Below are 25,299 nucleotides of genomic sequence, written 5' to 3'. Positions count from 1 at the left end.
AAGTAACGCTTTATATGATAAAGTTAGTTCGGAGTAAAGTCAAGATGCAGTTAATTAAAAGGGAAATCCTTAATTTTCTAAAAAAACAGAAAAATCCCATAGGAATAAAAAGAATTAGAAAACACCTGAACCTTCCACGGGGGGAGATGTCTTACCTGAGAGATGTTTTGAAATCACTTATCAGGGAAGGGGTAATTGTTAAAACTGAGAACAACTGTTATCGTTTAAGCAATGAGTATCAAACAACTTCTCAAAAGCAGGTTTGTCATGAGTACGAAAAATTGTACGAAGGTAAGATTTACGCAGGTAGAAAAGGAAACCTTATATTCAAAATAAGGGGAAGTAAAAAAGTATTAAGGGTTATACCTCCTAAAAACCTTTCCACAATATTAATGGATAGTGATAAGGTGATGCTTTTAAAACTGAAAAATAGAGACGCAGGTATTGTCGCAACAGTGACTGATAGGGCATTTTATAGAAGGTTGGGAAGAGTTAAAAACGGCAGGGTAAAAATCAGGTTTAAAAGGATTTATGTTAAAGGAAGGGTTAAATCACCTGTCATTGAATATATAACTGGCAAAAAAGCAGAAGTAATAAGAGAGTTTTCAGACAATGCAAAAGGGGCATACGATTTAAATATGTATCTTCACTCAATAAAACAATTTTTCCCACCAGAAGTAATGGAAGAGGCAAGGCATCTCACTCTTGAAGACAGCTTTTTTTCAAAGAGGCTTGATTTGAGAAATGACCTTGTTTTTACAATTGACGGAGAGGATGCGAAGGATTTTGACGACGCTGTTTCTTTAAAAGAGACAAAAAAAGGCTATGTTTTAGGGGTGCATATTGCAGATGTTTCTCATTTTGTTGAAAAGGGGAGTTGCCTTGATTCTGAAGCAATGATAAGGGGTGTTACCACCTATATGCCTGGAAAAGTTGTCCCAATGCTTCCTGAGAAGCTTTCAAATGACTTGTGTAGTTTAAAGCCTTATGAGGATAGATTTACTCTTTCCTGCATAATTACACTTGATAAAAAGGGAAATGTAATTTCATACTATCTCACAAAATCTGTTATAAAAAGTAAAGCAAGGCTGACCTATGAAAAATTAAACGAGTATTTTCACGGCAAATCAGAGTTTCCTTACCCTGAGGTTAAGGGGTTAAAAGAAACTATAGACAAAATGCATATTTTGTCAAAAAAACTCAGGCAGAAAAGGTTGAGAAAGGGGGCTCTTTTCCTTAATGTTGAAAAGCCTTATGTTAAGGTTTCAAAAAAGGGTGAGCTGGTTGACTTAAAGCCTCAGGTGCAGCAGGATGCAGAAAAGCTTATTGAAGAGTTTATGCTTCTTGCAAATGAATGTGTGGCAAATTTTTTAATAAAAAGAAACCTTCCAGGAATTTTCAGAATACACCCTGCCCCTGATGACGAAAAGCTTGCAGACTTATTTGTTTTGTTTGAAAGTGCAGGCTACAAAACTTACGACAAAACTTTGCCTGAACTTATAAATTCTATTAATGACAGGAATCTTCACTATATTACATTGCGTTATCTTACAAGGGCTGAATACTCTGCAAGACCTGGGCTTCATTTCGGGTTGAATAAGCTTGAATATCTGCATTTCACTTCCCCTATTAGAAGGTATCCAGACCTTGTTGTCCACAGAATTGTTAAAGCTGCTATTGAAAAAACAGGGCTTCCCTATAAAAAGAGTGAATTAGAATGGATAGCAAAACTTGTTTCCACTCTGGAGAGAGATGCATTCTTTGCGGAACTTGACACAGCAGAGTACTTTATTTTGAAAGATATTGAGAAGAAGGGAGTGAGGGAGTGTGATGCAATAGTCTCAGGTTTTTCTGAACATACCTTGTTTGCAGAACTTGATGGATTCTATGTTGATGGAATGATTCCCCTGTCAGATTTAAAGGGATACTATACCCTTGACCCGACCGGGCACTTTCTCATAAATGAAAACGGGAAAAAGATTACAATAGGAATGAAATTAAAGGTTAAGATTGTTGAAATTGACCCAATTTTGAGAAAATTAAAACTAAATGTATTAAAACCCGTCTTATAAATAGAGACTTTATTTTAGGAGGATATATGAAGAAGGTTTTAGGAATTATTGTTATTAACCTTTTTGCAGTGCTTTTCCTCTTTGCAAAAGGCCCTCAGATTCAATTTGAGAAAAAACTAATTGATGTGGGAAAAGTGCCTATTCATACAAAGGTTACAGGCGAGTTTAAATTCAAGAATGTAGGAGATGAAAAGCTTATAATTTACATGGTAAAACCAGGGTGAGGCTGCACAACATCCACTTTGGATAAAGTGGAATATGAACCTGGAGAATCAGGAGTTATTAAAGCTTTTTATAATACTGGAACCCACACAGGAATGTGGGCAAAAAGGATTAGAGTAAAATCAAATTCTATTAAAGATAATGATATTAATCTTGTGCTAAGGGGCAATACATACGCAGAGCTTGAATTAAGAAATAATACCCTGTTCTTCTATGACTTAGTTCCAGGGAAAACAAAAACTTTTTCAGTGCAAGTAATTAACAATATGAATAAACCCCTTAAAGTAAAAGGGTGGGAGATAACCTATCCCTTTAACGGGAATCTTTTTTTTGATTTAAAGGTAAAAGCGGTAAAAGGGAGTGGTAACAAGGATTTTTTAAAATTCTCTTTAACCCCTAAAAAAGCGGTTTATCAGTTTAAGAATTCTTCTCTCACTGTTAAAGTTAAAACAAATTCAAAGCAGGTGCCTACACTTTCATTTTATATGAGGGTAAAAATAAAAAAGGTTATTAATATTACTCCTACTGCACTTTTTATGTATACAAATGTAAACGGAAAGACTGCTCCTGCAACCATTGAGATTACCACCGAGCTTGAAAATGGATTGAAAATAAAATCTGTAAAGTGCAAGGATTGCCCTCTTGATTTTAAGGTAATTGACATTTCAAAGAAGGACAAACAAATACTTGTAAAGCCTAATTATAAAAGAGGCAAAAAGGGGAAAATTTTTTCAGGGATAATAAGAATACTTGTGGATGTTAACGGAGTAAAAGAGTATTCAATTCCTGTGAGAGGTAGATTGTACTAATAAAAGAAAAATAAAAGCACAAAAAAAGCGGGGAAAAATCCCCGCTTTTTTATTGTTTCATTGATTCTTATGCGAATAAGTCTTTAATGTCTGTGTATTCCCATTTAAAATCTTTATCTTCTCTTCCAAAGTGTCCATATGCTGCGGTTTTCTTATAAATAGGCCTTCTCAAGTCAAACCTTTCAATAATCCCCTTTGGTGACAAATCAATGTTTTTAAGTATTATTTCTGCAAGTTCGCTGTCAGGCCTTTTACCTGTTCCATATGTATTAACCATAAGGGAAACAGGTTGATCAACTCCTATTGCATAAGCAATCTGAACTTCACACTTTTCTGCAACACCTGATGCAACTATATTTTTTGCAAGGTATCTTGCCATGTAAGAGCCAGACCTATCAACTTTAGATGGGTCTTTGCCTGAGAATGCACCACCGCCGTGAGCCCCAAACCCACCATAAGTGTCAACAATTATCTTTCTTCCTGTTAACCCGCAGTCACCCTGTGGACCACCTATAACAAACCTTCCAGTAGGATTAATAAGGTATTTAGTATCTGAGTCAATCATGTTTTCAGGAAGTACAGGAAAGATTACATTTTCAAGTATATCCTGCCTTAATTCATTGTTTTTTACAGTGTCAGCATGCTGAGTAGATATGACTACGGTGTCTATCCTTTTAGGCTTGCCGTTTTCATATTCAACAGTAACCTGGGATTTTCCATCAGGCCTTAAATACTTTAAAATCTTCTTCTTCCTTACTTCCGCCAACCTCATGGTTAATTTGTGGGCAAGGGTTATAGGTAAAGGCATTAAGGTTTCAGTTTCATTTATTGCAAACCCAAACATCATTCCCTGGTCTCCTGCGCCACCGGTGTCAACGCCCATTGCTATATCGGGAGACTGGGAATCAATTGTTGAAATTACTCCGCATGTATCACAATCAAAACCATATTTTGCTCTTGTATAACCTATTTCTCTAACAGTTTCTCTTGCTATTTTAGGGAAATCAACATAAGTATTTGTGGTGATTTCTCCAGCAATCATAATCAAGCCTGTTGTTACAAGTGTTTCACAGGCAACCCTTCCATTTGGGTCATTTTTCATAATTTCATCTAAAATGGCATCTGATATCTGATCGGCTATTTTATCAGGATGGCCCTCTGTTACTGATTCAGATGTAAAAAGATATTTGGTCATTTGCTCCTCCAGAAAAAAAGTAAAAAAGTCAAGAAAATTATAGCATACTTTCCATTTTTACTGAAAATATTTAAATTTCAATTTTAGATTGTGCTAAAATAAATTGAATAAGTCGGGAAGGATTATATGAGTTTGTAATTACTTTCAATTCCCGACTCCATGCTTGTGTGTGCGGTTTTAGAGTTTTAAAATTAACATAGATATTTCTGGTGCGATTGGTAATGCTTGAATCTGGTAGAAATTGCTTTTGAAATATTTTCTTTGAAAGGAGAGGGGTTATGGCAAGACCTAAGATTGCATTAATCGGTGCAGGCCACATTGGTGGTACAATGGCACACATTATTGCGCGTAAGGAGTTGGGAGATGTTGTTTTAGTTGATATCGTTGAGGGAATGCCTCAAGGAAAGGCTCTCGATATCTATGAAGCAACTCCTATTTTTGGTAAAGATTGTAAATCTATAGGAACAAATGACTATAAGGATATTGAAGGGGCAAACATTGTAATTGTTACTGCAGGTGTTCCAAGAAAGCCTGGTATGAGCAGAGACGATCTTCTTGGTATCAACAAAAAGATTATGGAATCAGTTGCTCCAAACATTAAAAAGTATGCTCCAGATGCTTTTGTAATTGTTCTTTCTAACCCGCTTGACATTATGGTTCACCTTATGAAAAAGATTACCGGGTTTCCTAAAAACAGGGTTGTTGGAATGGCAGGTATCCTTGATACAGCAAGGATGAGAAGCTTTATTGCAATGGAGACAGGATTGTCTGTTGAAGATATACATGCAATCGTTTTAGGTGGTCACGGAGATTCAATGGTACCTCTTCCAAGGTACTCAAACATAAACGGTATTCCTTTAACTCACTTCTTATCAAAAGAAAAAATTGACGCTATTATTGAGAGAACAAGAAAGGGTGGTGGAGAAATCGTTGGCCTTCTTAAAACTGGTTCTGCTTTCTATGCTCCTGCTGAGGCTGCTATCCAGATGGCTGAAGCAATTTTGAAGGATAAAAAGAGAGTATTGCCCTGCGCTGCTTACCTTGAAGGCGAATACGGTGTAAACGGATTCTTTATCGGTGTTCCAGTTGTGTTAGGTGGAAATGGTGTTGAAAAGGTAATTGAGCTTGATTTAACCGATGATGAAAGGGAAATGTTCAACAAGTCTGTTGAGCATGTTAAAAAACTTATTGCAGAACTTGAAAACATTAAATAAAGTCGGGGGAGTGATATGACAGAAGTTGCTGTAGATAGAAGCTTTTTCAACAGAAGGCTTCACTCTTTTCTGGGGATTTTCCCTATAGGTTTGTTCATTCTTGAACACTTTTTTACAAACTCCTTTGCAGTGCACGGAGCGGCTGTTTACAACGGAAAGATAGAGTTTTTTAAAGAGTTGCCGTACCTTCTGGCAATTGAAACAATTTTTATCTTTCTACCCTTGCTTTTTCACGGTATTTACGGTCTTTACATTGTTTATACAGGAGAGCCTAACAACCTCCAGTACGGTTATGCAAGAAACTGGATGTACCTTATCCAGAGGGTAACAGGTGTTATTCTGCTTTTCTTTATTGGCTGGCATGTATATGTTACAAGAATTTCTGCATTGCTTTATGGTACAGAGGTTTCCTATCAATACATGGCGAAAATGTTTCAAAGCCCTGTTGTTTTCTGGTGGATGGTAATAGGAGTGATTTCAGCTGCATTCCACTTTGCAAACGGAATATGGTCATTCTGCATTGTTTGGGGAATTACAACAGGCCCAAAAGCACAGAAGAGAATGGGCTGGATTACTTTAGGGCTATTTGTTGTTCTTGCTTTTGTGGGCATTAGAGCATTGCTCGCTTTTCATATTTAGTGAAGGAGGTTAGTGGTGAGTGATAAAAGAGTAGTCGTTGTCGGCGGCGGGCTTGCCGGATTAATGACAACTATAAGACTTTGCGAAGAGGGAATCCCCGTTGACCTTATCTCAATTGTCCCTGTAAAAAGGTCACACTCTGTTTGTGCACAGGGCGGAATTAACGCAGCACTTGATTTACACGGAAAGGGTGATTCTCCTTATGAACATTACGATGACACTGTTTACGGAGCAGACTTTTTAGTTAACCAGCTCCCTGTTAAGAGAATGTGTGAAAAAGCGCCTGAAATTATATACATGTTTGACAGAATGGGTGTTATGTTCAACAGAACAATGGAAGGCAACCTTGATGTTAGGGCATTTGGTGGCGCAAAATTTAAGAGAACTGTTTTTGCCGGTGCAACCACAGGACAGCAGTTACTTTATGCGCTTGATGAACAGGTTAGAAGGTTTACTGCGGAAGGAATGGTTAAACAGTGGATTGGCTATGACTTCCAGAGGTTGATTGTTGACGACAACGGTGTTGTACACGGCTGCATTGCTATGAATATGAATACAATGAAGCCTGAGGTTTTCCCTGCCGCAGCAGTTGTTGTCGCTACTGGTGGTCCGGGATACATTTTTGGTAAATCTACAAACTCATTTATTAACACTGGTTCCGTTGCCTGCACATGCTATGAGCAGGGTGCAAAGTATGCAAACGGTGAATTCATCCAGATTCACCCTACTGCAATTCCAGGTTCTGACAAAAACAGGCTTATGAGTGAATCTGCAAGGGGTGAAGGTGGAAGAGTTTTTACAATTAAGGACGGAAAGAGATGGTACTTCCTTGAAGAGATGTACCCAGCTTATGGAAACCTTGTTCCAAGAGACATTGCAACAAGGGCAATCTTTGATGTTTGCGTAAACCAGAAGTTGGGTATTGACGGCAAAAACATGGTTTACCTTGACCTTTCTTTCATGGATTCAGATTACCTTGACAGGAAATTAGGCGGTATTCTTGAAATCTATGAAAAATTCGTTGGTGATGACCCGAGAAAGGTTCCAATGAAGGTATTCCCGTCAGTTCACTACTCAATGGGTGGCCTGTGGGTTGATGACGATACAGATATGACAAGCCTTCCAGGCTTATTCGCAGCAGGAGAGGTTAACTATCAGTACCACGGTGCAAACAGGCTTGGTGCAAACTCCCTTCTCTCATGCGTTTACGATGGTTTTGTTGTGGGAGCAGCAATGCCAAAGTACCTTAAAGGGTATGAGAAACCTGGAGACTTTGAAAAACTTGCTGATAAAGAGTTGCATGAAGTTGAAAAGCTCTACGAAAAGATTTATGCAATGGATGGAAGTGAAAACGCCAAGAAGCTTCACGATGAATTAGGCGTAATGATGACAGAGAGAATGACTGTTGTAAGGTATAACGACAAATTGGAAGAACTCCTTGGGATGCTTGATGAGTTGAAAGATAGATGGAACCACATAGGCATTGCTGACAAATCAAGAGTGCTCAATCAGGAAGCAATCTTTGTTAAAGACTTGCAGAAGATGATTACACTTGCAAAGGTTATGACAAAGGGTGCATTGCTTAGAAATGAAAGCCGTGGTGCTCATTACAAACCTGAATTCCCAAATAGAGATGATGAAAACTTCCTGAAACACACAATAGCAACCTATACCCCGGATGGACCGGAAATTTCATACGAGCCTGTTAAGATTGCGGACATTCCTCCAAGACCGAGAAACTACGCGGTTGACAAAGAGGAAACTAAAAAGATGGCTCAAAAAAAGGACAAGGGGGGTAACTAATGGCTGACACAGTAAGACTTAGAATAAAGAGACAGCTCTCCCCGGATTCAAGCCCTTTCTGGGAAGAGTTTGAAGTTCCTATGACTCATGGCATGAATGTTATTGCATGCCTTGTTGAAATTCAAAAGAACCCTGTTACAAAAGATGGTAAAAAGACCACTCCTGTTGCATGGGAATGCTCCTGCCTTGAAGAGGTTTGCGGCGCATGCACCATGATTATCAACGGAAGGGTAAGGCAGGCTTGCTCTGCACTTGTTAAAGATTTAGAGCAGCCAATTGTTCTTGAACCAATGACAAAGTTCCCTGTTGTAAGAGACCTTGTTGTTGACAGGCAGAAGATGTTTGACAACCTTATGAAGGTTAAGGCATGGGTTCCAATTGACGGTACTCACAATATGGGGCCTGGTCCAAAGATTCCAGAGCCTGAAAGGGCAATTCACTATGAACTTTCAAAGTGCATGACATGTGGATGCTGTCTTGAAGTTTGCCCACAGTTTAATGAAAAGTCAGATTTTATGGGTGCACAGATTATCTCTCAGGTAAGGCTGTTTAACTTCCACCCATCTGGTGCTTCTTTGAAGGAAGACAGACTCCATGTTTTAATGGGTAAAGGTGGAATTCACGAATGCGGTAATGCACAAAACTGCGTTGAGGTTTGCCCGAAAGAGATTCCTTTAACCCACTCAATTGGCGAGGTTGGAAGACAGGTTACATTGCAGGCATTAAAAGATTGGTTTATGAAATAAATCAGGAGAATGCAAAACTCTGGGGGCTTAAAGCCCCCTTTTTTATTTTGATAAAATTGACGCAAGGGCTATTACATTGCTTTTTATATTTGAGTTTTCGCCGTTTCTTATGCCTATACATGAAGGGCATCCGTGAGAGCACTTGCAGGATTTTACAAGAGACTTAACCCCGTCAAAGATACTCTCCCTTAATTTATAAATCTGGGGAGAAAGTCCAATACCCCCAGGGTATGCGTCATAGAGAAAAAGCGAGTACTGGAAGTTTTCCTTTGTGTCGTCAGTTTGAGTGGAAGTTCCTAAATCCCTTGTGTCGCACATAAGGAATATTGAAGAAATATTCTTCATTGAATACAAAAACCCGTTTAATGTTTCTGTAAAGTCAGATTTTGAAATCCCCATCTGCTCCCTTATTGAATCGTCAATTGTAAGCCAGAATGAGGTTGTATGCATTTCAACATCAGGGATATTTATCTTTCCGTATCCAATATTTTCATTTGTGTAAAATTTTATCTTTTTAAATCCCGTAATTGTTGTTAAGACATGAATCTCCCCTAAATTGTTGTGGAAGAAGGTGGCTTTTTCCTGATTGTCAACCTGAAGAATGTTTACAACCGTATGGTCAATTGCATCTGTGTAGTATTCTGCCATAACCTCTCTTACATAGGCTTTTCTATTTTCATAATCAAGCTTTTCAACCTGGTATAGCCTTCCCTGAACAAGGTATATTGCCTGCGGGTAAATTGTTGTGTGTGCTGCAATGTAATCCACTTCTGCAATTACCTTATTCCTCTTTTCTGTTATGTCTATTACAACAAAGTTGTCGTTTGTAACACTTCTTAAAGAAAATGTTGCAGCAGGGTAACTGTCTGAAATCCAGTGCCATTTTTTTCCGAATTTGTTTACCAACTCAACCTCTTCCATCTTTGTTAGCAAATCCTCTATCTCTGTTTCCCCGAATCTTTCCCCTTCTTTAAAGGGGAGTTCGTAAATTGCACAACACAGATGGTTGAAAAGAATATCAGGGTTGTCCGGGTTTATCCTTGCGTGTTCCGGTGATGATTTGAAAAGGTAATCAGGGTTTGACATTATAAACTGGTCAACTGCAAAGTTTGAACCAATTAAAACTGCAAGTGAATCGTCTTTTTTTCTTCCTGCCCTTCCTGCCTGTTGCAAGGTGGAAGATATTGTTCCGGGGTATCCAGCAATAATGCATCCCTGCAACTCCCCTATGTCTATCCCCAATTCAAGTGCGTTTGTTGAAACAATAAGGCTTATGTCTTTGTTCTTCATTTTCCTTTCTATCTCTCTCCTTAAATTAGGAAGATAGCCCCCCCTGTAAGCGGATATCTTGTGTTTTTTTGTTGGCTTTGTTCTGTCTTTTAAATACTTTGTTATAACCTCAACTGCAAGCCTTGTTCTTGCAAAGGTTATTGTTGGGATGTCTCTTTCAAGAAACTCCTTCCCCATTAAAACTGTTATGTCAACATAACTCTTTCTAATCCCCAACTCTCTGTTTACAATTGGTGGATTTATAAAAAAGAAGTGTTTTCTTGATGAGGGAGCACCGTTTTCGTCAATTAACTCAAACTTTTCTTCAACAAGGTTTTCTGCTAATTCAAGTGGGTTTGCTATTGTTGCTGAGCAGCAAATAAATTGTGGCTTTGCCTGGTAAAATTCGCATATTCTTTTCAGCCTTCTTAAAACATTTGCAAAGTGAGAGCCAAAAACCCCTGTGTAAATGTGTACTTCGTCTATCACTATAAATTTCAGGTTTTCTATCACCCTTCTCCACATTGGATGATGGGGAAGTATTGCCTGATGAAGCATATCAGGGTTTGTAATAATTATTTGAGCGTTTTTTCTAATCCCTTCCCTCACATCTGAGGGGGTGTCTCCGTCGTAAACCTCGCAGCGTAATGGTATATTTGACTTTTCTGCAAGTTCTATTACAGACTTTGACTGGTCTCTTGAAAGTGCTTTTGTTGGAAAAAAGTAAAAGCATTTTGTTGATGGATTTTTCTCTATTTCATTAAGGATAGGCAGGTTATAGCAGAGAGATTTCCCTGATGCTGTTGGAGTTGTTATTACAATGTTTTTCCCCTTTTCAATTAGGGAGAAAGCCTTTTTTTGGTGAGAATAAAGTTTTTCAATCCCTGATTTCTTTAGCCCCTCTTTTAGTTTTTCTGACAGAGTTTCAGGAATTTCCCTGTAATCCCCCTCTTTTTTTTCAAATATATGATAGTGGGTAAGGTATTTGTGGCTTTTTAGTAACTCTATTAAACTTTCAGTGTTTTTCATACAAATGAATTATACTCTAAAATGGATTTTAAAAACAGTGGTGATAAAATAGATTGGAAAGGGAGTAAAAATGGGAATTGAAATTGAAAGAAAGTTTAAGGTGAAAGACACTTCATTTTTAAAAGGATTAAAGGGAATTTCTATAAAGCAGGGCTATCTTTACATTGGAGATAAATCAGTTTCAAGGGTAAGGATAATTGAAAACAAAAAGGCTTATTTAACCGTAAAAGGAAGAACGGGAGACATTTCAAGGCTTGAATTTGAGTATGAAATCCCTTTAAAAGACGGAATTGAGTTGCTTGAAAATGTTTGCTTAAAGCCTTTGATTGAAAAGGTAAGGTATAAATTGCCAGTAGGTAATCATGTCTGGGAGATAGATGTTTTTGAAGGGGAGAATAAGGGATTGATAATTGCAGAGATTGAACTTGAAAGTGAAGATGAGGAATTTGAAAAGCCTGATTGGGCTGGAGAGGATGTAAGTAATGATGAAAGGTATTACAATTATTCTCTTGTTAAATTTCCGTATTCGGTGTGGGATAAAAAAGGTTAAGGGAGTTTAAGTAATGAAGTATCTGGTGATATTTATAGGCGGTGGATTTGGTGCGATGATGAGAGATATTGTTTCAAGGTTTGTTTATTCATTATTTTTTCCAACATTTCCTTATGGAACAATGGCAGTTAACCTTTTAGGAAGCTTATTGTTTGGTTTTTTGTGGCAATTAACTGAGAGAATGATAGTTTCAAGGGAGATAAAGGCTTTGGTTTTTACAGGATTTTTAGGTGCTTTTACAACATTTTCCACATTCTCTTTTGAGACTGTCAACTTAATTAGAGAGGGTGAGATAAAGTTTGCTGTTTTAAATATTGTTGCAAGTGTATTTTTGGGTCTTGTGTGTATTTTTTTAGGCATATTTCTTGCTAAACAAATTGTGAGAGGTTAGCTATGTTACCGGAAAAGGGATTATTGTTAAGGATTTTTGTAGGGGAAGATGACAGGTGCAAAAACGGACGCCCACTTTACGAAGAGATTGTGATGAAGGCAAGGGAATTAAACCTTGCAGGAACAACAGTTTTAAAGGGGGCAATGGGATTCGGAAAAACAAGCAGAATTCACACTTCAAAATTTCTTGTGTTGTCGGAAGATTTGCCTGTGGTAATTGAAATTGTGGATACTGAAGAAAAAATCAATCAATTGCTTCCCTTTCTGGAGGAAGTGCTCCAGGGGGGTATGATAACCCTGGAGAATGTAACAATTTTAAAGTATCAGGGGGGTAAGAAAGAATAGGGAGGCTTTTATGCGTAAGCCTTTTATTGCTTTAATTTTTTTGCTTTCATTTTGTTTGGTTTTTGGGCAAACTGCATCAGGGTTATATAACAAGGTACAGGCTGATTCCACAAAACACATTGAGAAAGGTAAAAAATATCTTAAAAACAACAATCTCAAAAAGGCAGAAAAGGAATTTAAAGATGCAATTAAAGCCTGGAAGCACGCTTATGCAGCCTATGCTTACCTCGGTATAGTTTATTATCAAAAGAGGGATTTTAATAAATCAAAAGAGTATTTTGAAAAAAGCATTTTTGAGTTTCAAAAGTTTAAAGAGAATTATCTAAAGATGAAAAGAGATTATATTAAAAATTTTGAATTGAGGGCAAAAGAATTGGGGATTGTTTTAGATAAGCATAATCTTAACTACGGTGCAGGAGATGCGCTTGAATACTATCAATACTCAGAGCAGATGAGGGCGTTAAGGGGGCGTTCCATATCCTATTCAGTTAATCCAACAGTTTTTGAAGCATATAAAAACGATTATGTGAACAAGTACAAAAATTTGCAAAAAGAGTATGAGAAAGATAAAAATATGCAGTACGATGCATTTTTCAGGTTTAAGTACGGAAATACATTAATGGCTTTAAAGGATTTTAGAGGTGCTATTGAGCAGTACTCTGCTGCAATAAATCAGGATCCTAATTTAAAAGATGCTTATACAAATCTGTCAGTTGCCTATTTTATGCTTGGAGATTGTAATAATGCTAAAAAGTATTATGAATTGGCAAAGAAAAAGAAAGCATTTGTAAGAGGTAATTATGTTAATGCTCTCAAAAAAAGGTGTGGTATTAAATAAGAAGGAAAGGTATCCATAATTTTTAGGAGGAGATATGAAAAGATTTTTTGTAATGTTATGTCTGGTATTAACTTTTGGATTTGCTTACGGGCAAACAGCAACAAGCCTTTACAATAAGGTAATGGGCCCATCAACAAAGCATATTGAAAAAGGGAAAAAGTATCTTAAAAAAAATAAGATTTCTAAAGCGGAAAAGGAATTCAAAGATGCTATTAAGTCATGGAAGCACGCCTATGCAGCTTATGCTTACCTTGGTATAATCTACTATCAAAAGAGAGATTTCAATAAATCCAAAGAATATTTTGAGAAAAGTATAAAAGAATTTGCTGCATTTAAAGAAAACTTTTTGAAAATGAAGCTTGACTACATGAAAGAATTTCAGAGAAAGGCAAAAGAGTTGCAGATTGAACTTGATAAACACGATATGCAGTACCAAGGTATAAATGCAACTGCATATGAAACAAAAAAGGTTGAGTACGAAAATAAGTATAAAAATATGAAAAAAGAGTATGAAAAAGATAAAAACATGCAGTACGATGCCTTTTTCAGGTTTAAGTATGGAAATACATTAATGGCTTTAAAAGATTTTAAAGGTGCTATTGAGCAGTATTCTGCTGCAATTAATCAGGACCCAAACTTAAAAGATGCTTATACAAACCTTTCTGTTGCATATTTTGTAACAGGTGATTGTGCAAATGCGGTAAAGTATTACAAGATTGCAAAAGAGAAGAAGGCTAAAATCAACAAAAACTTTGAGAGAGACCTAAAAAAGAGATGCAGGGTTAACTAATACTTGTATTTAGAACTTAAAAATGTTAAAAAGGGGGTATGGCCCCCTTTTTTTTGATGGGAGAGAAAAATGGCAAGAACAAAGATTGAGGTAAAAGGCTTTGAGGCAAGGTTTTACGACTATTTAATGAATTTAATAACCTTAGGTTACTATCCTTATTTTATAAACTCAGCAATTAAATCTTTGCCTGTAAAAGATAATTTTTTAATTCTTGATGCAGGTGCTGGTACAGGGAGAAATGCATCCCTAATTTCTAAACAGGCTGAAGATATAAAAATTGTTTGCATGGATATAGGGAAGGAGTTTCTAAAACAACTTGCTAAAAAGTCTGAAAAAAATAAAAGCCTTTTGCCTGTTAAGGCAAGTTTAAAATCTTTCCTTCCTTTTAGAGCTAACTCATTTGATATGACTTTTATGTGTTTTGTTCTTCATGGTTTTGAGCATGAAGAAAGGCTTTTTGTTCTCAAAGAGTTTTACCGTATTTTAAAGCCTGGTGGGTATTTTTGTCTTATCGATTATAACGATGAAATTAACTTAAAAAAGGCTTCTATTATTACAAAAATAGGTTTTTACCTTGAATGTGATTTGGCCTCAGAGTTTATTACTCACAACTGGGAAAAAGAGTTAAGTAAAATTGGTTTTAAAAATTTTAATTACAAATTTTATTTTGGTAAAAAAGTAAGATTAACAATATGTCAGAAGGAGGATTAATATGGAATTTATTCAGACTGACAGAGCTCCAAAGGCTATTGGGCCCTATTCTCAGGCTGTCAAAGCAAATGGTTTTGTTTTTTGTTCAGGCCAGATTTCAATTAACCCTGAAAGTGGGGAAATAGTAGGAGAAAATGTAAAAGAACAAACAGAGCAGGTATTGAAAAACCTCTTTAATGTTTTAGAGGCAGCTGGGACAAGTTACAAAAATGTTGTTAAAACAACTGTTTTTCTTGCCGATATGTCAACATTTGGTGAGATGAACGAGGTTTATGAAAAAATGTTTAATGGTCATAAGCCGGCAAGGGCAGCAGTTGCAGTTAAAACGCTTCCTAAAAATGTTCTTGTGGAAATTGAAGCAATAGCAACTGAATAAATCTATTCCTTTTTTAATTTAAAGTTGTTAGAATATAAAAAAAGTTTTTAGAGGAAAAAGTGTATAAAAAGAAAAAGTTAACACTATTCCAATTTTTATTAATTACCTTTTTGATAACCGTATTAATTTTTACCACTTTGTTTTTGGTTATATGGTACAAAAATGAAAAAATAGAGATAAATAATCAAATTGTAGAATTTAAAAAAATCTATATAAATGCAAAAAAAACTTCCCTAAAATCTATTGTTGAGCAGTTCTATAATAACATTCGGTCAACTTATGATAATCAAATTAATAATTTAGAAGAACACATTAAGAAAGTTTTATTCAACGCTTCGAGGCAAAAGAGGTTAAATAATTTGATTGACTTTCTTGATGCAAACAATAACCAACCTTCTCTTATTAATGTGTGTATCGTTGATAAAAAGAGAGGAAGAGTTGTTTATTCAAGCGATAAAAAGTGCTCTTTAAATGATTTGAAAGAAAAAAATTTTAATAAATTTGGTATGTTAAAGAGTATTCCTATATTAAATAAAACTTATCAATTCTATGCTTTTGTATATAAAAATGATATGAAAAAATATTTAAAAGATACCCTACTTACTTCTTTAAGAAAGATTAAATTTGAAGATTCTGGTTATCTCTTTATAGTTGATAATGATGGTAAGGTTTTGCTTTCTGCCAATAAAATTATGGATAAATACCTTGAAGAAGTATCCCCAAAAAATGGGGCTATTGTTAGAAAAAAGTTTTTTGATATTGCTAAAAAAGAGGGTAAAGGTTTTGTAGAGTATAATTGGTTTAAACCAGATTTAAAAACTGAATCAAGAAAAGTTTCATATATAGTTTATGATAAAAAATTAAAATGGATTGTTGGCGCTGGGGTCTATTTTGACGATATAAATAAAGATTTTATACCTCTTTATTTCAGGTACAAAAGAAAACTCTATAAAGAATTCTGGGAAGTTTTCTTTATCTGGTTGCTTTCAGTGCTTTTCCAGATATGGTTGGTGTTTCTTTTGCTTGGAGAAAAGTTTAATAATGATTTGAGGATAATCAATTCTATTTTCGAAAAGTTTTATAATTCTGGAATTAGTGAAATTGAGAATTTCCAGTGTAATTCTTTATCATTTAAGGAAACCTGTGAATTTGCTGGAAAAGTCAAAAACAACCTTCTTGCATTAAAAAAATCTGAAGAAAAGTTGCTATCTACAAATGAGGAATTAAAAGCGACAACTGAGATGTTAGAGAAGATAACAAAAAATGTTAACAATGGAATAATAGTTAGTGATGAATATTTTAATTTTGAATTTATAAATCCTGCTGCTGAAAAAATTCTTGGTATAGAAAAAGAAAATTTATCTATTAATTTTCTGGAAGTTTTATCAAAAGAAGATAAAAAAATGTTTCTCAATTTGATAACTTCTAAGGCGGGTAATTTTAAAAAGGAAATTACTGTAAAAAATAATTTAAAGAGAATTGAGGTTTATATCAGCCCGTTAAAATTTAAGAATAAAAATGGATATCTCTTAACCCTGATTGACATCACCGAAAGATATAAGTTGCTTAAAGAGTTAAGTGTATTAAATGAAAGATATAGAAAAGCTGAAGAGATGGCACTTGTTGGTAACTGGGTGTATTACCCGGATAAAAGACAATTTTGGGCAACAGAAATGGCTCATAGAATATATGGGATTGAGAAAAGACAAAATCGATTTGTAAATATTGAGGAAATAGAGAAAAAAATATATAAGCAGGATGTTTATGAAGCAAGGAAAACAGTTTTAATACCTATCAAAAATAGAGAAGCCTATGAGGCATATTTTAGAGTGGTTACGGGAGATGTTGATACTTTAAGATATGTTGTTTCCAAAGGGAATCCTGTTGTTGGAGAGAATGGGAAAGTTGAAAGAGTGGAAGGAGTAATAAAGGATATTACAGATTTAAAGAAGGTTGAGATTGAACTGAATAAGCAAATTGATATTTTAGAAAAAACTCAAAAATTTGCTCAAATTGGCTATTGGGAATATGATTTTGCTAAAAAGGAATTTAATCTTGTTTCAAGTTTTTTTACAAAAGTTTTAAGTAGAGATAAAGTTGATTTAAATGACTTTTTACGGGATGTTTATATTGAAGATAGGGAATTTGTTAAAAGTGTGATTGAAAAGGAATTTTTGAAAGATGAAAAATTGATTTATACTTTCAGGTTTGTTCACCCTCAATTAAAATTATTAAGATATATTTTTGTAGAAAGCTATCTATCCAGGGATGAACTTGGCAATATAAAAAGGGTTGGCTTTATTCAGGATATTACAAGGCTTAAAGAGCTTGAAAAAAAGGTTGAGATTGAAAGGGAAAGGCTTATAGAAACTCTTGATAGGCTTTCTGAAGGGGTGGCGATTACAGATGAAAATTTTAATGTTGTTTTTGCAAATAAATCTTTAATAAACATATTTGCGGAAGAAGATCTGGATAAAAAAAATATTTTAGATTTCTTAAAAAAGTCTTCTATAAAAGATTTGCCTGAAAATATATCTACTGAAAAAATAACTGATATTTTTAACGGTGAGAGAAAATTTTATTATAAACCTTACAATTCTGAAATTATTCTAACCATAGAGGCAGAAAAGTTGTTTGACGAGGAAAAATTAAGCGGTTATTTGTTTGTTGTTAACGACATTACCCATAGTGAAAAGTATATGGACGAGGTTGTTAAAAACCAGAATATGAGATTATTAAATAAAATTGCTGCATCTTTAGCTCATGATTTTAACAATCTATTAGGAAGTATTTTAGGGAAAATATCTATACTTGAGAAACAGTTTGAGGGACAGGATATTGAAAAAGAGTTGAAAAAGATAATGAGGAATATGAAAATAGCAAAGGCACTGGCTACTCAATTTTTAACCTTTTCAAAGACTGGTAAACCTCTTTTTTCTAATTTGAGCAAGGGTTTTTTGAAGCAAACCATTGACGATCTTGCCAATTTTGTTTTTTCAGGTTCTTCTATTAAGGTTAATAAAAATATTGAAGATAATTTGTGGGCAATTAAGGGTGATCCTACCCAAATTGCTCAGGTTATTTTGAATTTGTTCAGTAACGCAAGGGATGTTCTAAATGAAAAGGGTGTTGTCAATGTTGAAGTCAAAAATGTAATTGCAGAGGGAAAACCTGACAATTGTAATAAAGGGGAATATGTTTTAATAAAGGTTGAGGACAATGGCCCTGGAATTCCAAAGGAAAAGCTGGACAAAATTTTTCAATTTTTTGTAGGCTATAAAGACCAGGGGTTTGGCCTTGGGCTTGCGATAGTTAGAAATATAGTCAAGGCTCATGGTGGATGTATAGAGGTTAAATCTGAAGTTGGGAAAGGCACCGCATTTTATGTTTATTTCCCGGCAAACAGAGATTTTGTCGTGAATGGACAGGAAGAAACAAAACCAGCTCAAGAAGAAGTAAGGGAAGGTGAAGATTTAGACCTTGGGAAAATTAAAATCGCAGTGCTTGAAGACGAAGAGCCTATGCAGGAAACGATTTATGACTTAATGGATTTCTTAGGTCTTAATGGCCAAATATTTGCTAAAGGAGAGGATTTAGTTGAAGGATTAAAAAAAGAGTTGAAGAAAGGAAAACCATACAATGTTGCTATACTTGATTTAACTGTTAAAGGTGGTAAAGGAGGTAAGGAGATTATAAATGAGATAAAATCTATTTATCCAGAAATCAAGGCAATTGTATCAAGCGGGTTTTCAAAGGGAGTGGTTTTTGCAGAGTATGAAAAATACGGTTTTGACGAAGTTCTTAGCAAACCTTATACTGTTGAAGAGTTCAAAAAGGCAATTATTAAGTGCATGAAAAAATAAAAAGGGGCGATTAAACGCCCCTTAACTTATAGAAAACCCTTAAAATTAAAGGTTGCCTTTCCACAAACCGTGGAGATTGCAGTGTTCCCTTGCTGAAACCTCTTTTGCCTCTCCAATCATAAAGAATGCTTCTGGTTTATCCCCTGGTTTTAGATATGCCCTGTGGGTTACTCCGTCTGCAATTAATTCAATCCATTCAATATAGTGCTTTTCTTCCATTGGGTGGAGGGTTGAACCAACATAAACTTTATATCCCCCGTCAATCTTTTCAATTACAGGTACATGCTTTTCAGTTGCACTATCTGCGGTTTTTTCTTCTAAAAGTTTCATATCCTGGCCGCAGCAAACAAGTGTTCCTCCGCCAACTTTTAATACTTCAACAATATTTCCACATACTTCACATTTGTAAACATTTCCTCTATTCATTTGAACCTCCTATTAAAGTTCTTCAGCGTGTTCAGCAAGATACTCTGCCACGCCTTCCGGGGTTGGTTTCATTCCCGGTTTCCCCGGTTTCCAGTTAGCAGGGCATGCTTCTCCATGCTCATCAACAAACTGAATTGCGTCAAGGGTTCTTAACACTTCATCAATATTTCTTCCAAAATCAAGGAAGTTAACAGTTGAATGTTTTACAATACCATCTTTACCTATTATAAAAAGACCTCTTAAAGCAACGCTATCATTAAAGAGGACATCGTAATCCCTTGATATCTGTTTTGACACATCTGCAATCAATGGATACTGAATATTTCCAATTCCACCTTTTTCTACAGGGGTGTTTTTCCAAGCAAGGTGGGTAAACTGTGAATCAATAGATACTCCTATTACTTCTGCATTTCTCTTTTTAAATTCATCTAATTTGTGGTCAAAAGCAATAATTTCTGTTGGACATACAAATGTAAAATCAAGAGGATAGAAGAATAACACAATGTATTTTCCTTCGTAATCCTTTAATGAAATCTCTTTGAATGAATTATCTGGCATAACTGCCGTAGCCTTAAAATCAGGTGCCTGTTTTCCTACTAAACCCATTATAAAACCTCCGTTAAATATTATTTATTCGTTTGGTGCGTAGTAACACCTTTTAGGGGAAATTACCTTTCCCTCGTTTTTCAACTCTTTAATAGCCTTTGAAACCTCTTTACTGTCAACATTAAGCATCTTTGCAACATCTCCCGGCCTAACCGGTTTGCCAGCATCTTTCATTGCCTTTAAAACAGCGTCTTTTAATTCTGCCATTTTGTCCTCCTGTTAATAATTTATTTTACTTAAAAATTTTTTTTATTACGAATTATATTTTACTAAAAAATAAAGTTTATGCAAGGGAAAATTTTACATTTTTTTAAAAATTTCATTCACCTAAAAATATAAGAATAATTAAATGAAAAGACAACTAAAAATTTGACTGTTATCCTTTTTTTAAAATAAAATTAAAATATAAAGATAAATTCGTGGGGAGGAGATATGGGTGTTCACTCTGGGGCAGTTTTTATTACCTTTGTAATTTACCTTATTGCATTGCTTGTAATCGGTTACATTGGGGATAAAAAATTTTCAAAGTCTTACGAGGATTTTGTTACTGCCGGAAAATCCCTTGGTGCAATTGTTACCGCATTGTCAGCAGCTGCATCATCAGAAAGTGCCTGGGTAATGCTTGGTTTATCTGGGTTAGGCTATAAAATGGGGTTTGCTGCGTACTGGGCGGCAATAGGTTGTGTTTTAGGTTTTGCAGCCAACTGGCTTTTCATAATTGCACCGGTTAGAAGACTGTCTGGAAAGCTTAACTCATTAACCCTTGCAGATATGATTGAAGATGCACTGGAGGATAGAAAGAAATTATTAAGGATAATAGGAAGTTTGATAATTGTTTTTTTTATGGGAGCCTATGTTGTTTCTCAATTTGTTGGTGCAGGGAAAACATTTCAGGGAATGGAGATTATTCCCCCAAATATTGTGAATTCTCTCCAGCATTCTGTTGGAAATCTTTTTACCGTTTCGGAGTACACTTTAGGGGTTTTAATAGGTGCTTTGATAATAGGTGCTTATATTTTAATGGGCGGCTATGCGGCCGTTTGCTGGACAGATGCACTTCAAGGGTTTTTAATGGTTTTTATTCTTGTAATTCTTCCTATATACGCAGTTTTTCAGGCTGGCGGAGTTACCCATATAATAGAGGCATTGAAATCAGCCAATATTGATACATTCTGGACATTAAAGGGTGCAACATTGTGGGGAAGTATAGGTTTTATTTTAGGCCAGCTTGGAATTGGGTTAGGCTATCAAGGTATGCCCCATGTTGTTGTCAGGTATATAACGGTTAAAGACGAAGACGAGGGTAAGAGGGCAGGTTTGATAGGCACACTGTGGAGTTTCTTTGTCCTCTTTGGTTCTGTTACCCTTGGAATTGCATCAAGGGCAATTTTCCCTCAATTAACGGACCCAGAGCAGGCTTTGCCTAAATTTACCGCATACTATCTTCACCCGGTGCTTGCAGGAATTGTTCTTTCAGCAATAACTGCGGCAATAATGTCAACAGCAGATTCCCAATTAATGTATGCAGCAACCTCTCTGGTAAATGATTTGTGGCTTAAACTTACAAAAAAAGAAGTTGATAGAAAAAAACTTGTCTTAATTACAAGGAGTGTAATAGTTATTATGACTTTAATTGCCCTTGTTATTGCATTAAACGATGTAAAGGTAATTTATTCATTTGTGTTATATGCATGGGGTGCACTTGGAGCGGCTTTTTCTCCTCTTGTAATTCTTCTTCTTTACGATAAAAGGTTTAACAAATGGGGTGCTCTTGCAAATCTTATTGTAGGGCCAATTGTTATAATTGTCTGGAAAAACATTCCAGCTTTAAGCAACACTTTGTATGAATTGATACCAGGTTTCTTACTTTCCCTAATTGCAGGTATAATTGTTTCAAGGTTAACAGGGAAAGAAGAAAGGGAGTTAGCTGTCTAAATGACTGAAAGTTTAAGAGAACAGTATGAAAAAATTGAAGAAAAGGTACTTTCTCCCTTTGCAATGCTTTCAAAAAACAGTAAAGGTAGAGATAAAGAAGAAGAACCATGTTCAATAAGAACATGCTTTCAGAGGGATAGAGACAGGATTATTCACTCTAAATCTTTTAGAAGGCTTAAACACAAAACTCAGGTGTTTTTAGCCCCTGTGGGAGACCATTACAGGACGAGGTTAACGCACACATTGGAGGTTTCCCAGATAGCAAGGACAATAGCGAGGGCTTTAAGGTTAAACGAGGATTTAACAGAGGCAATTGCTTTAGGGCACGATTTAGGGCATACCCCCTTTGGCCATGCGGGAGAGAGTGTTCTTGACAGGCTTGTTGAAGGGGGGTTCAAACATTATCATCAAAGCGTAAGGGTTGTTAAATACCTTGAGAAAAAAGGGGAAGGTTTAAACCTTACCTTTGAGGTTGTTGACGGAATAGGCAAGCATTCAAAGGGGAGGAGTGGAGATTTAGAGGGGAAAAGCCTTGATATTGCAACCTATGAGGCAAAAATAGTGAGAATTTCAGACATGGTGGCCTATTTAAACCACGACTTTGACGATGCAGTGAGGGCAGAGGTTGTAAAAGAAAATGATTTGCCTGAAATTGTTAGAAAGAGAATAGGCAAAACAACGAGAGAGAGGATAAATACCCTTGTAAACGACATTGTTTTCTTTACTCTTGAAAAAAAATACAAAGAAGTAGGAATGTCTCCTGAAATTAAAGAGGCTTTTTTAATTTTCAAGGATTATATGTACGACAATATTTATTCCAATCAAAAGGTGAAAAAAGAGTTTATTAAGTCGGAAAGGGTGCTTGAATTTCTCTTTGAGTTCTATATGAAGCATCCAGAACAAATTCCAAAGTTTTATTTTAAGAGGAATGATCCCAATGACAGAATAGTTGCAGATTTTATCTCTGGAATGACAGATACCTTTGCAATAAACACCTTTGAAAAACTTTTTATCCCCCAGAGGTGGATTTTTTAACCAATTATTGTCTTTTATAAACGTTTTAATTTAATGAATAGTTGTTCATTATTCATTATTTTTATAGTAAGATTATGTTGATTGTGTAAAAGACTTGTGCGCTTTTAGATTAAGTGATTTTACTTTATTACAAAATAAACAGGGAGGGATAAGTGAATAAGATTATCTGGACTAAAACAGACGAAGCACCCTATCTTGCAACATTTGCATTGTTGCCGGTTGTAAGGGGCTTTTTGAAAAAGGGCGGAATTGAGGTTGATTTAAAAGACATTTCATTGGCAGGAAGAATCCTTGCAACATTTCCAGATTACCTTGAAGAGGGGCAGAGGGTTCCTGATGATTTGAAAGAATTAGGAGAATTGGTAGAAAAAAAAGGAACTAAGATAATTAAATTGCCAAACATTAGTGCTTCAGTTGTTCAGTTAAAAGCAGCAATTGAAGAGTTGCAGAAAAAGGGTTACAAGGTCCCAGATTACCCTGAAGAGCCACAAACTGAAGAGGAAAAGAAAATTCACGAAAGGTATCAGGTTTGCCTTGGCAGTGCTGTTAACCCTGTATTGAGGCAGGGTAACTCAGATAGAAGGGCTCCAAAGGCTTTAAAAGAGTATGTTAAAAAGAATCCAAAGGCTGCAGGGCTTCCATTAAGGGATTGGGAAAAGGATTCTAAAGCCCATGTTGCACATATGGAAAAAGGGGATTTCTTTGAGCATGAGCAATCATTTACAGCTGAAAGGGATATGACAGTTAGGATTGAATTTGTTGACAAAAATGGTAATGTCAAGGTTTTGAAGGATAATCTGAAAGTTGATGAAGGTGAAATTTTAAGCAGTACTTATATAAGTGTTAAAGAGTTGAAAAAGTACTTTGAAAAAGAGATAAAAGACGCAAAAGATAAAGATTTACTTTTATCCTTGCACCTTAAAGCAACCATGATGAAGGTTTCTGACCCACCAATTTTTGGCCACGCAGTGACAACATTCTTTAAAGATGTTTTTGAAAAGTATGAAAAAGAGTTTAAAGAGATAGGTGTTAATCCAAACAACGGTCTTGTTGACCTTTACAAAAAGATTGAAAAACTGCCTGCTGAAAAACAGGAAGAGATAAAGAAGGCAATTGAAGAGTCATACAAAAACAATCCAGACCTTGCAATGGTTGATTCAGACAAGGGAATTACAAACCTTCACGCACCAAACCTTGTAATTGTTGACGCGTCAATGCCTGTTGTTATCAGGGAAGGCGGCAAGATGTGGGATAAAAATGGTGAATTAAAGCAGACAAAGGCTTTAATCCCTGATAGATGCTATGCAACAATGTACAAAGAGATTGTTGAAGACTGCAAGAAAAACGGAAAATTTGACAGAACAACAATAGGTACTGTTCAGAATATTGGTTTAATGGCGAAAAAGGCTGAAGAGTACGGTTCACACGACAAAACCTTTGTCCTTGAAGATGATGGTATTGTTAGAATTGTTGACGAAAACGGAAAAGTTTATACAGAGCATAAGGTTGAAAAACACGATATCTGGAGAGCTTACAGTGCAAAGGACATTGCAATAAAAGACTGGGTTGGCCTTGCTGTACACAGGGCAAAGGTAACAGGTTTTACCACAATTTTCTGGCTTGATAATGAAAGGGCTCACGACAGAGAAGTTATCAAAAAGGTTGAAAAGTACCTCAAAGACTATGACACAGAAGGCCTTGACATTAAAATTTTAAAACCTGAAGAGGCAATGAAGGAAACATTGAAGAGATTCAGGGCAGGCAAAGACACAATTTCAGTAACAGGGAATGTTTTAAGGGATTACCTGACAGATCTTTTCCCGATAATTGAAATTGGAACAAGTGCAAAGGTTCTTTCAATTGTTCCACTCCTTGCAGGTGGCGGATTATTTGAAACAGGTGCAGGCGGCTCTGCTCCAAAGCACATTCAGCAGTTTATTGAGCAGGGACACTTAAGATGGGATTCGACTGCGGAGTTTAACGCAGTTGGTGCAACTTTAGAGTTTATGGAGCAGAAAGAAGGACATAAAAAGGCTGGCGTAATGGGCAGGGCTGTTGAGAAGGCTGTCTCAACATTGCTTGAGAACGAGCAGTGGCCAGGGAGAAAAGTTGGCCAGTTAGACAACAGAGGTTCACAGGCTTACTTTACTTTATACTGGGCTGAAGCACTGGCAGAGCAGAACGAAGATAATGAATTAAAAGAGGCTTTCAAACCTATTGCTGAAAAATTAAGAGAAAATATTGACACAATAATTAAAGAAATTTCCGAGTCTGAAGGAAAGCCTGCAGATATTGACGGATATTACTTCCCTGATGAAGAAAAGGTAACAAAGGCTATGCTTCCAAGCAAAACCTTTGTTTCAATCCTTGAAGAGTACTTAGGGGAAAAGGTATTTAACTAATTTAGAATTAGAAAAAAATCAAGGGGGCTTAATG

Annotated in this window: 22 protein-coding genes; 17 read left to right on the top strand and 5 right to left on the bottom strand. The window is 35.8% G+C overall.

The window, feature by feature from the left end:
* The first annotated feature begins 44 nt into the window (after positions 1-44).
* Complete coding sequence (locus TTHT_RS08855) at positions 45-2,072, top strand: ribonuclease R family protein (protein ID WP_201327612.1); 2,028 nt, start codon at positions 45-47, stop codon at positions 2,070-2,072.
* Between the two features lie 26 nt (positions 2,073-2,098).
* Complete coding sequence (locus TTHT_RS08845) at positions 2,099-3,103, top strand: DUF1573 domain-containing protein (protein ID WP_330873132.1); 1,005 nt, start codon at positions 2,099-2,101, stop codon at positions 3,101-3,103.
* 67 nt (positions 3,104-3,170) lie between these two features.
* On the opposite strand, the gene metK is transcribed toward TTHT_RS08845, so the two are convergent.
* Positions 3,171-4,298, bottom strand: a complete 1,128-nt coding sequence (gene metK / locus TTHT_RS08840; protein ID WP_201327609.1) for a methionine adenosyltransferase — start codon at positions 4,296-4,298, stop codon at positions 3,171-3,173.
* Between the two features lie 278 nt (positions 4,299-4,576).
* Between metK and mdh the strand changes: the two genes are divergently transcribed.
* From mdh to sdhB, 4 genes are read left to right on the top strand one after another with little or no spacing between them, the layout of a single operon-like run.
* Complete coding sequence (gene mdh / locus TTHT_RS08835; RefSeq protein WP_201327608.1) at positions 4,577-5,512, top strand: malate dehydrogenase; 936 nt, start codon at positions 4,577-4,579, stop codon at positions 5,510-5,512.
* Positions 5,513-5,527: 15 nt separating this feature from the next.
* Positions 5,528-6,151: a succinate dehydrogenase cytochrome b558 subunit gene (locus tag TTHT_RS08830; protein WP_201327607.1), complete on the top strand. Its 624-nt coding sequence runs from the start codon at positions 5,528-5,530 to the stop codon at positions 6,149-6,151.
* Between the two features lie 15 nt (positions 6,152-6,166).
* Positions 6,167-7,954, top strand: coding sequence for a succinate dehydrogenase flavoprotein subunit (sdhA, locus tag TTHT_RS08825; protein WP_201327606.1), 1,788 nt, complete (start codon positions 6,167-6,169; stop codon positions 7,952-7,954).
* Positions 7,954-8,700 (top strand): succinate dehydrogenase iron-sulfur subunit, encoded by a 747-nt coding sequence (gene sdhB, locus TTHT_RS08820; protein ID WP_201327605.1) that lies wholly within the window; start codon positions 7,954-7,956, stop codon positions 8,698-8,700. Before sdhA ends, sdhB begins: the two co-directional genes overlap by 1 nt.
* Positions 8,701-8,742: 42 nt before the next feature.
* Here sdhB and TTHT_RS08815 read toward each other — a convergent pair whose 3' ends face one another.
* A complete protein-coding gene (locus TTHT_RS08815; RefSeq protein WP_201327604.1) occupies positions 8,743-10,998 on the bottom strand; it encodes a DEAD/DEAH box helicase in 2,256 nt (751 codons plus the stop codon).
* Between the two features lie 70 nt (positions 10,999-11,068).
* Between TTHT_RS08815 and TTHT_RS08810 the strand changes: the two genes are divergently transcribed.
* The 8 genes from TTHT_RS08810 to TTHT_RS08775 all read left to right on the top strand — a co-directional run bounded on the left by TTHT_RS08810 (position 11,069) and on the right by TTHT_RS08775 (position 18,861).
* Complete coding sequence (locus TTHT_RS08810; RefSeq protein WP_201327603.1) at positions 11,069-11,548, top strand: CYTH domain-containing protein; 480 nt, start codon at positions 11,069-11,071, stop codon at positions 11,546-11,548.
* A gap of 13 nt (positions 11,549-11,561) precedes the next feature.
* Positions 11,562-11,939: a fluoride efflux transporter CrcB gene (crcB, locus tag TTHT_RS08805; RefSeq protein WP_201327602.1), complete on the top strand. Its 378-nt coding sequence runs from the start codon at positions 11,562-11,564 to the stop codon at positions 11,937-11,939.
* Between the two features lie 2 nt (positions 11,940-11,941).
* A complete protein-coding gene (locus TTHT_RS08800) occupies positions 11,942-12,283 on the top strand; it encodes a DUF190 domain-containing protein (RefSeq protein WP_201327601.1) in 342 nt (113 codons plus the stop codon).
* A 10-nt stretch (positions 12,284-12,293) separates the two neighbouring features.
* Positions 12,294-13,121, top strand: coding sequence for a tetratricopeptide repeat protein (locus tag TTHT_RS08795; RefSeq protein ID WP_201327600.1), 828 nt, complete (start codon positions 12,294-12,296; stop codon positions 13,119-13,121).
* A 34-nt stretch (positions 13,122-13,155) separates the two neighbouring features.
* Positions 13,156-13,911: a tetratricopeptide repeat protein gene (locus TTHT_RS08790; protein ID WP_201327599.1), complete on the top strand. Its 756-nt coding sequence runs from the start codon at positions 13,156-13,158 to the stop codon at positions 13,909-13,911.
* Between the two features lie 69 nt (positions 13,912-13,980).
* Positions 13,981-14,622: a class I SAM-dependent methyltransferase gene (locus tag TTHT_RS08785; protein WP_201327598.1), complete on the top strand. Its 642-nt coding sequence runs from the start codon at positions 13,981-13,983 to the stop codon at positions 14,620-14,622.
* A 1-nt stretch (position 14,623) separates the two neighbouring features.
* Positions 14,624-14,998 (top strand): RidA family protein, encoded by a 375-nt coding sequence (locus TTHT_RS08780; RefSeq protein ID WP_236578190.1) that lies wholly within the window; start codon positions 14,624-14,626, stop codon positions 14,996-14,998.
* Between the two features lie 59 nt (positions 14,999-15,057).
* A complete protein-coding gene (locus TTHT_RS08775) occupies positions 15,058-18,861 on the top strand; it encodes an ATP-binding protein (RefSeq protein ID WP_201327597.1) in 3,804 nt (1,267 codons plus the stop codon).
* Between the two features lie 45 nt (positions 18,862-18,906).
* Here TTHT_RS08775 and TTHT_RS08770 read toward each other — a convergent pair whose 3' ends face one another.
* Genes TTHT_RS08770 through TTHT_RS08760 form a run of 3 tightly spaced genes read right to left on the bottom strand, consistent with a single transcriptional unit; the run spans position 18,907 to position 20,100 of the window.
* Positions 18,907-19,287, bottom strand: a complete 381-nt coding sequence (locus TTHT_RS08770; protein ID WP_201327596.1) for a desulfoferrodoxin — start codon at positions 19,285-19,287, stop codon at positions 18,907-18,909.
* Positions 19,288-19,299: 12 nt separating this feature from the next.
* Complete coding sequence (locus tag TTHT_RS08765; RefSeq protein WP_408033916.1) at positions 19,300-19,896, bottom strand: peroxiredoxin; 597 nt, start codon at positions 19,894-19,896, stop codon at positions 19,300-19,302.
* 21 nt (positions 19,897-19,917) lie between these two features.
* Positions 19,918-20,100, bottom strand: a complete 183-nt coding sequence (locus tag TTHT_RS08760) for a helix-turn-helix domain-containing protein (RefSeq protein ID WP_201327594.1) — start codon at positions 20,098-20,100, stop codon at positions 19,918-19,920.
* A gap of 225 nt (positions 20,101-20,325) precedes the next feature.
* Here TTHT_RS08760 and TTHT_RS08755 point away from each other — a divergent pair, with 225 nt between their 5' ends.
* The 3 genes from TTHT_RS08755 to TTHT_RS08745 all read left to right on the top strand — a co-directional run bounded on the left by TTHT_RS08755 (position 20,326) and on the right by TTHT_RS08745 (position 25,265).
* The gene (locus TTHT_RS08755) at positions 20,326-21,828 is read left to right on the top strand and encodes a sodium/proline symporter (protein WP_201327593.1); all 1,503 of its coding nucleotides are present in this window, start codon (positions 20,326-20,328) and stop codon (positions 21,826-21,828) included.
* Entirely contained in the window at positions 21,829-22,863 is a 1,035-nt protein-coding gene (locus TTHT_RS08750; RefSeq protein WP_201327592.1) for a deoxyguanosinetriphosphate triphosphohydrolase, read from the top strand.
* A gap of 152 nt (positions 22,864-23,015) precedes the next feature.
* Entirely contained in the window at positions 23,016-25,265 is a 2,250-nt protein-coding gene (locus TTHT_RS08745) for an NADP-dependent isocitrate dehydrogenase (RefSeq protein ID WP_201327591.1), read from the top strand.
* Positions 25,266-25,299 lie beyond the last annotated feature (34 nt).

The organism is Thermotomaculum hydrothermale, from assembly GCF_016592575.1.
In the GTDB taxonomy this organism is placed as follows: Bacteria; Acidobacteriota; Holophagae; order Thermotomaculales; family Thermotomaculaceae; genus Thermotomaculum; species Thermotomaculum hydrothermale.
The sequence above is the reverse complement of the archived record's forward strand: the minus strand, read 5'-3'. Positions and strand labels throughout refer to the sequence as shown.

Coding starts and splice junctions, on each gene's coding strand:
- TTHT_RS08855 (WP_201327612.1), top strand. CDS start 45: ATGCAGTTAATTAAAAGGGAAATCCTTAATTTTCTAAAAAAACAGAAA.
- metK (WP_201327609.1), bottom strand. CDS start 4,298: ATGACCAAATATCTTTTTACATCTGAATCAGTAACAGAGGGCCATCCT.
- mdh (WP_201327608.1), top strand. CDS start 4,577: ATGGCAAGACCTAAGATTGCATTAATCGGTGCAGGCCACATTGGTGGT.
- TTHT_RS08830 (WP_201327607.1), top strand. CDS start 5,528: ATGACAGAAGTTGCTGTAGATAGAAGCTTTTTCAACAGAAGGCTTCAC.
- sdhB (WP_201327605.1), top strand. CDS start 7,954: ATGGCTGACACAGTAAGACTTAGAATAAAGAGACAGCTCTCCCCGGAT.
- TTHT_RS08815 (WP_201327604.1), bottom strand. CDS start 10,998: ATGAAAAACACTGAAAGTTTAATAGAGTTACTAAAAAGCCACAAATAC.
- TTHT_RS08810 (WP_201327603.1), top strand. CDS start 11,069: ATGGGAATTGAAATTGAAAGAAAGTTTAAGGTGAAAGACACTTCATTT.
- crcB (WP_201327602.1), top strand. CDS start 11,562: ATGAAGTATCTGGTGATATTTATAGGCGGTGGATTTGGTGCGATGATG.
- TTHT_RS08800 (WP_201327601.1), top strand. CDS start 11,942: ATGTTACCGGAAAAGGGATTATTGTTAAGGATTTTTGTAGGGGAAGAT.
- TTHT_RS08795 (WP_201327600.1), top strand. CDS start 12,294: ATGCGTAAGCCTTTTATTGCTTTAATTTTTTTGCTTTCATTTTGTTTG.
- TTHT_RS08790 (WP_201327599.1), top strand. CDS start 13,156: ATGAAAAGATTTTTTGTAATGTTATGTCTGGTATTAACTTTTGGATTT.
- TTHT_RS08785 (WP_201327598.1), top strand. CDS start 13,981: ATGGCAAGAACAAAGATTGAGGTAAAAGGCTTTGAGGCAAGGTTTTAC.
- TTHT_RS08780 (WP_236578190.1), top strand. CDS start 14,624: ATGGAATTTATTCAGACTGACAGAGCTCCAAAGGCTATTGGGCCCTAT.
- TTHT_RS08770 (WP_201327596.1), bottom strand. CDS start 19,287: ATGAATAGAGGAAATGTTTACAAATGTGAAGTATGTGGAAATATTGTT.
- TTHT_RS08760 (WP_201327594.1), bottom strand. CDS start 20,100: ATGGCAGAATTAAAAGACGCTGTTTTAAAGGCAATGAAAGATGCTGGC.
- TTHT_RS08755 (WP_201327593.1), top strand. CDS start 20,326: ATGGGTGTTCACTCTGGGGCAGTTTTTATTACCTTTGTAATTTACCTT.
- TTHT_RS08750 (WP_201327592.1), top strand. CDS start 21,829: ATGACTGAAAGTTTAAGAGAACAGTATGAAAAAATTGAAGAAAAGGTA.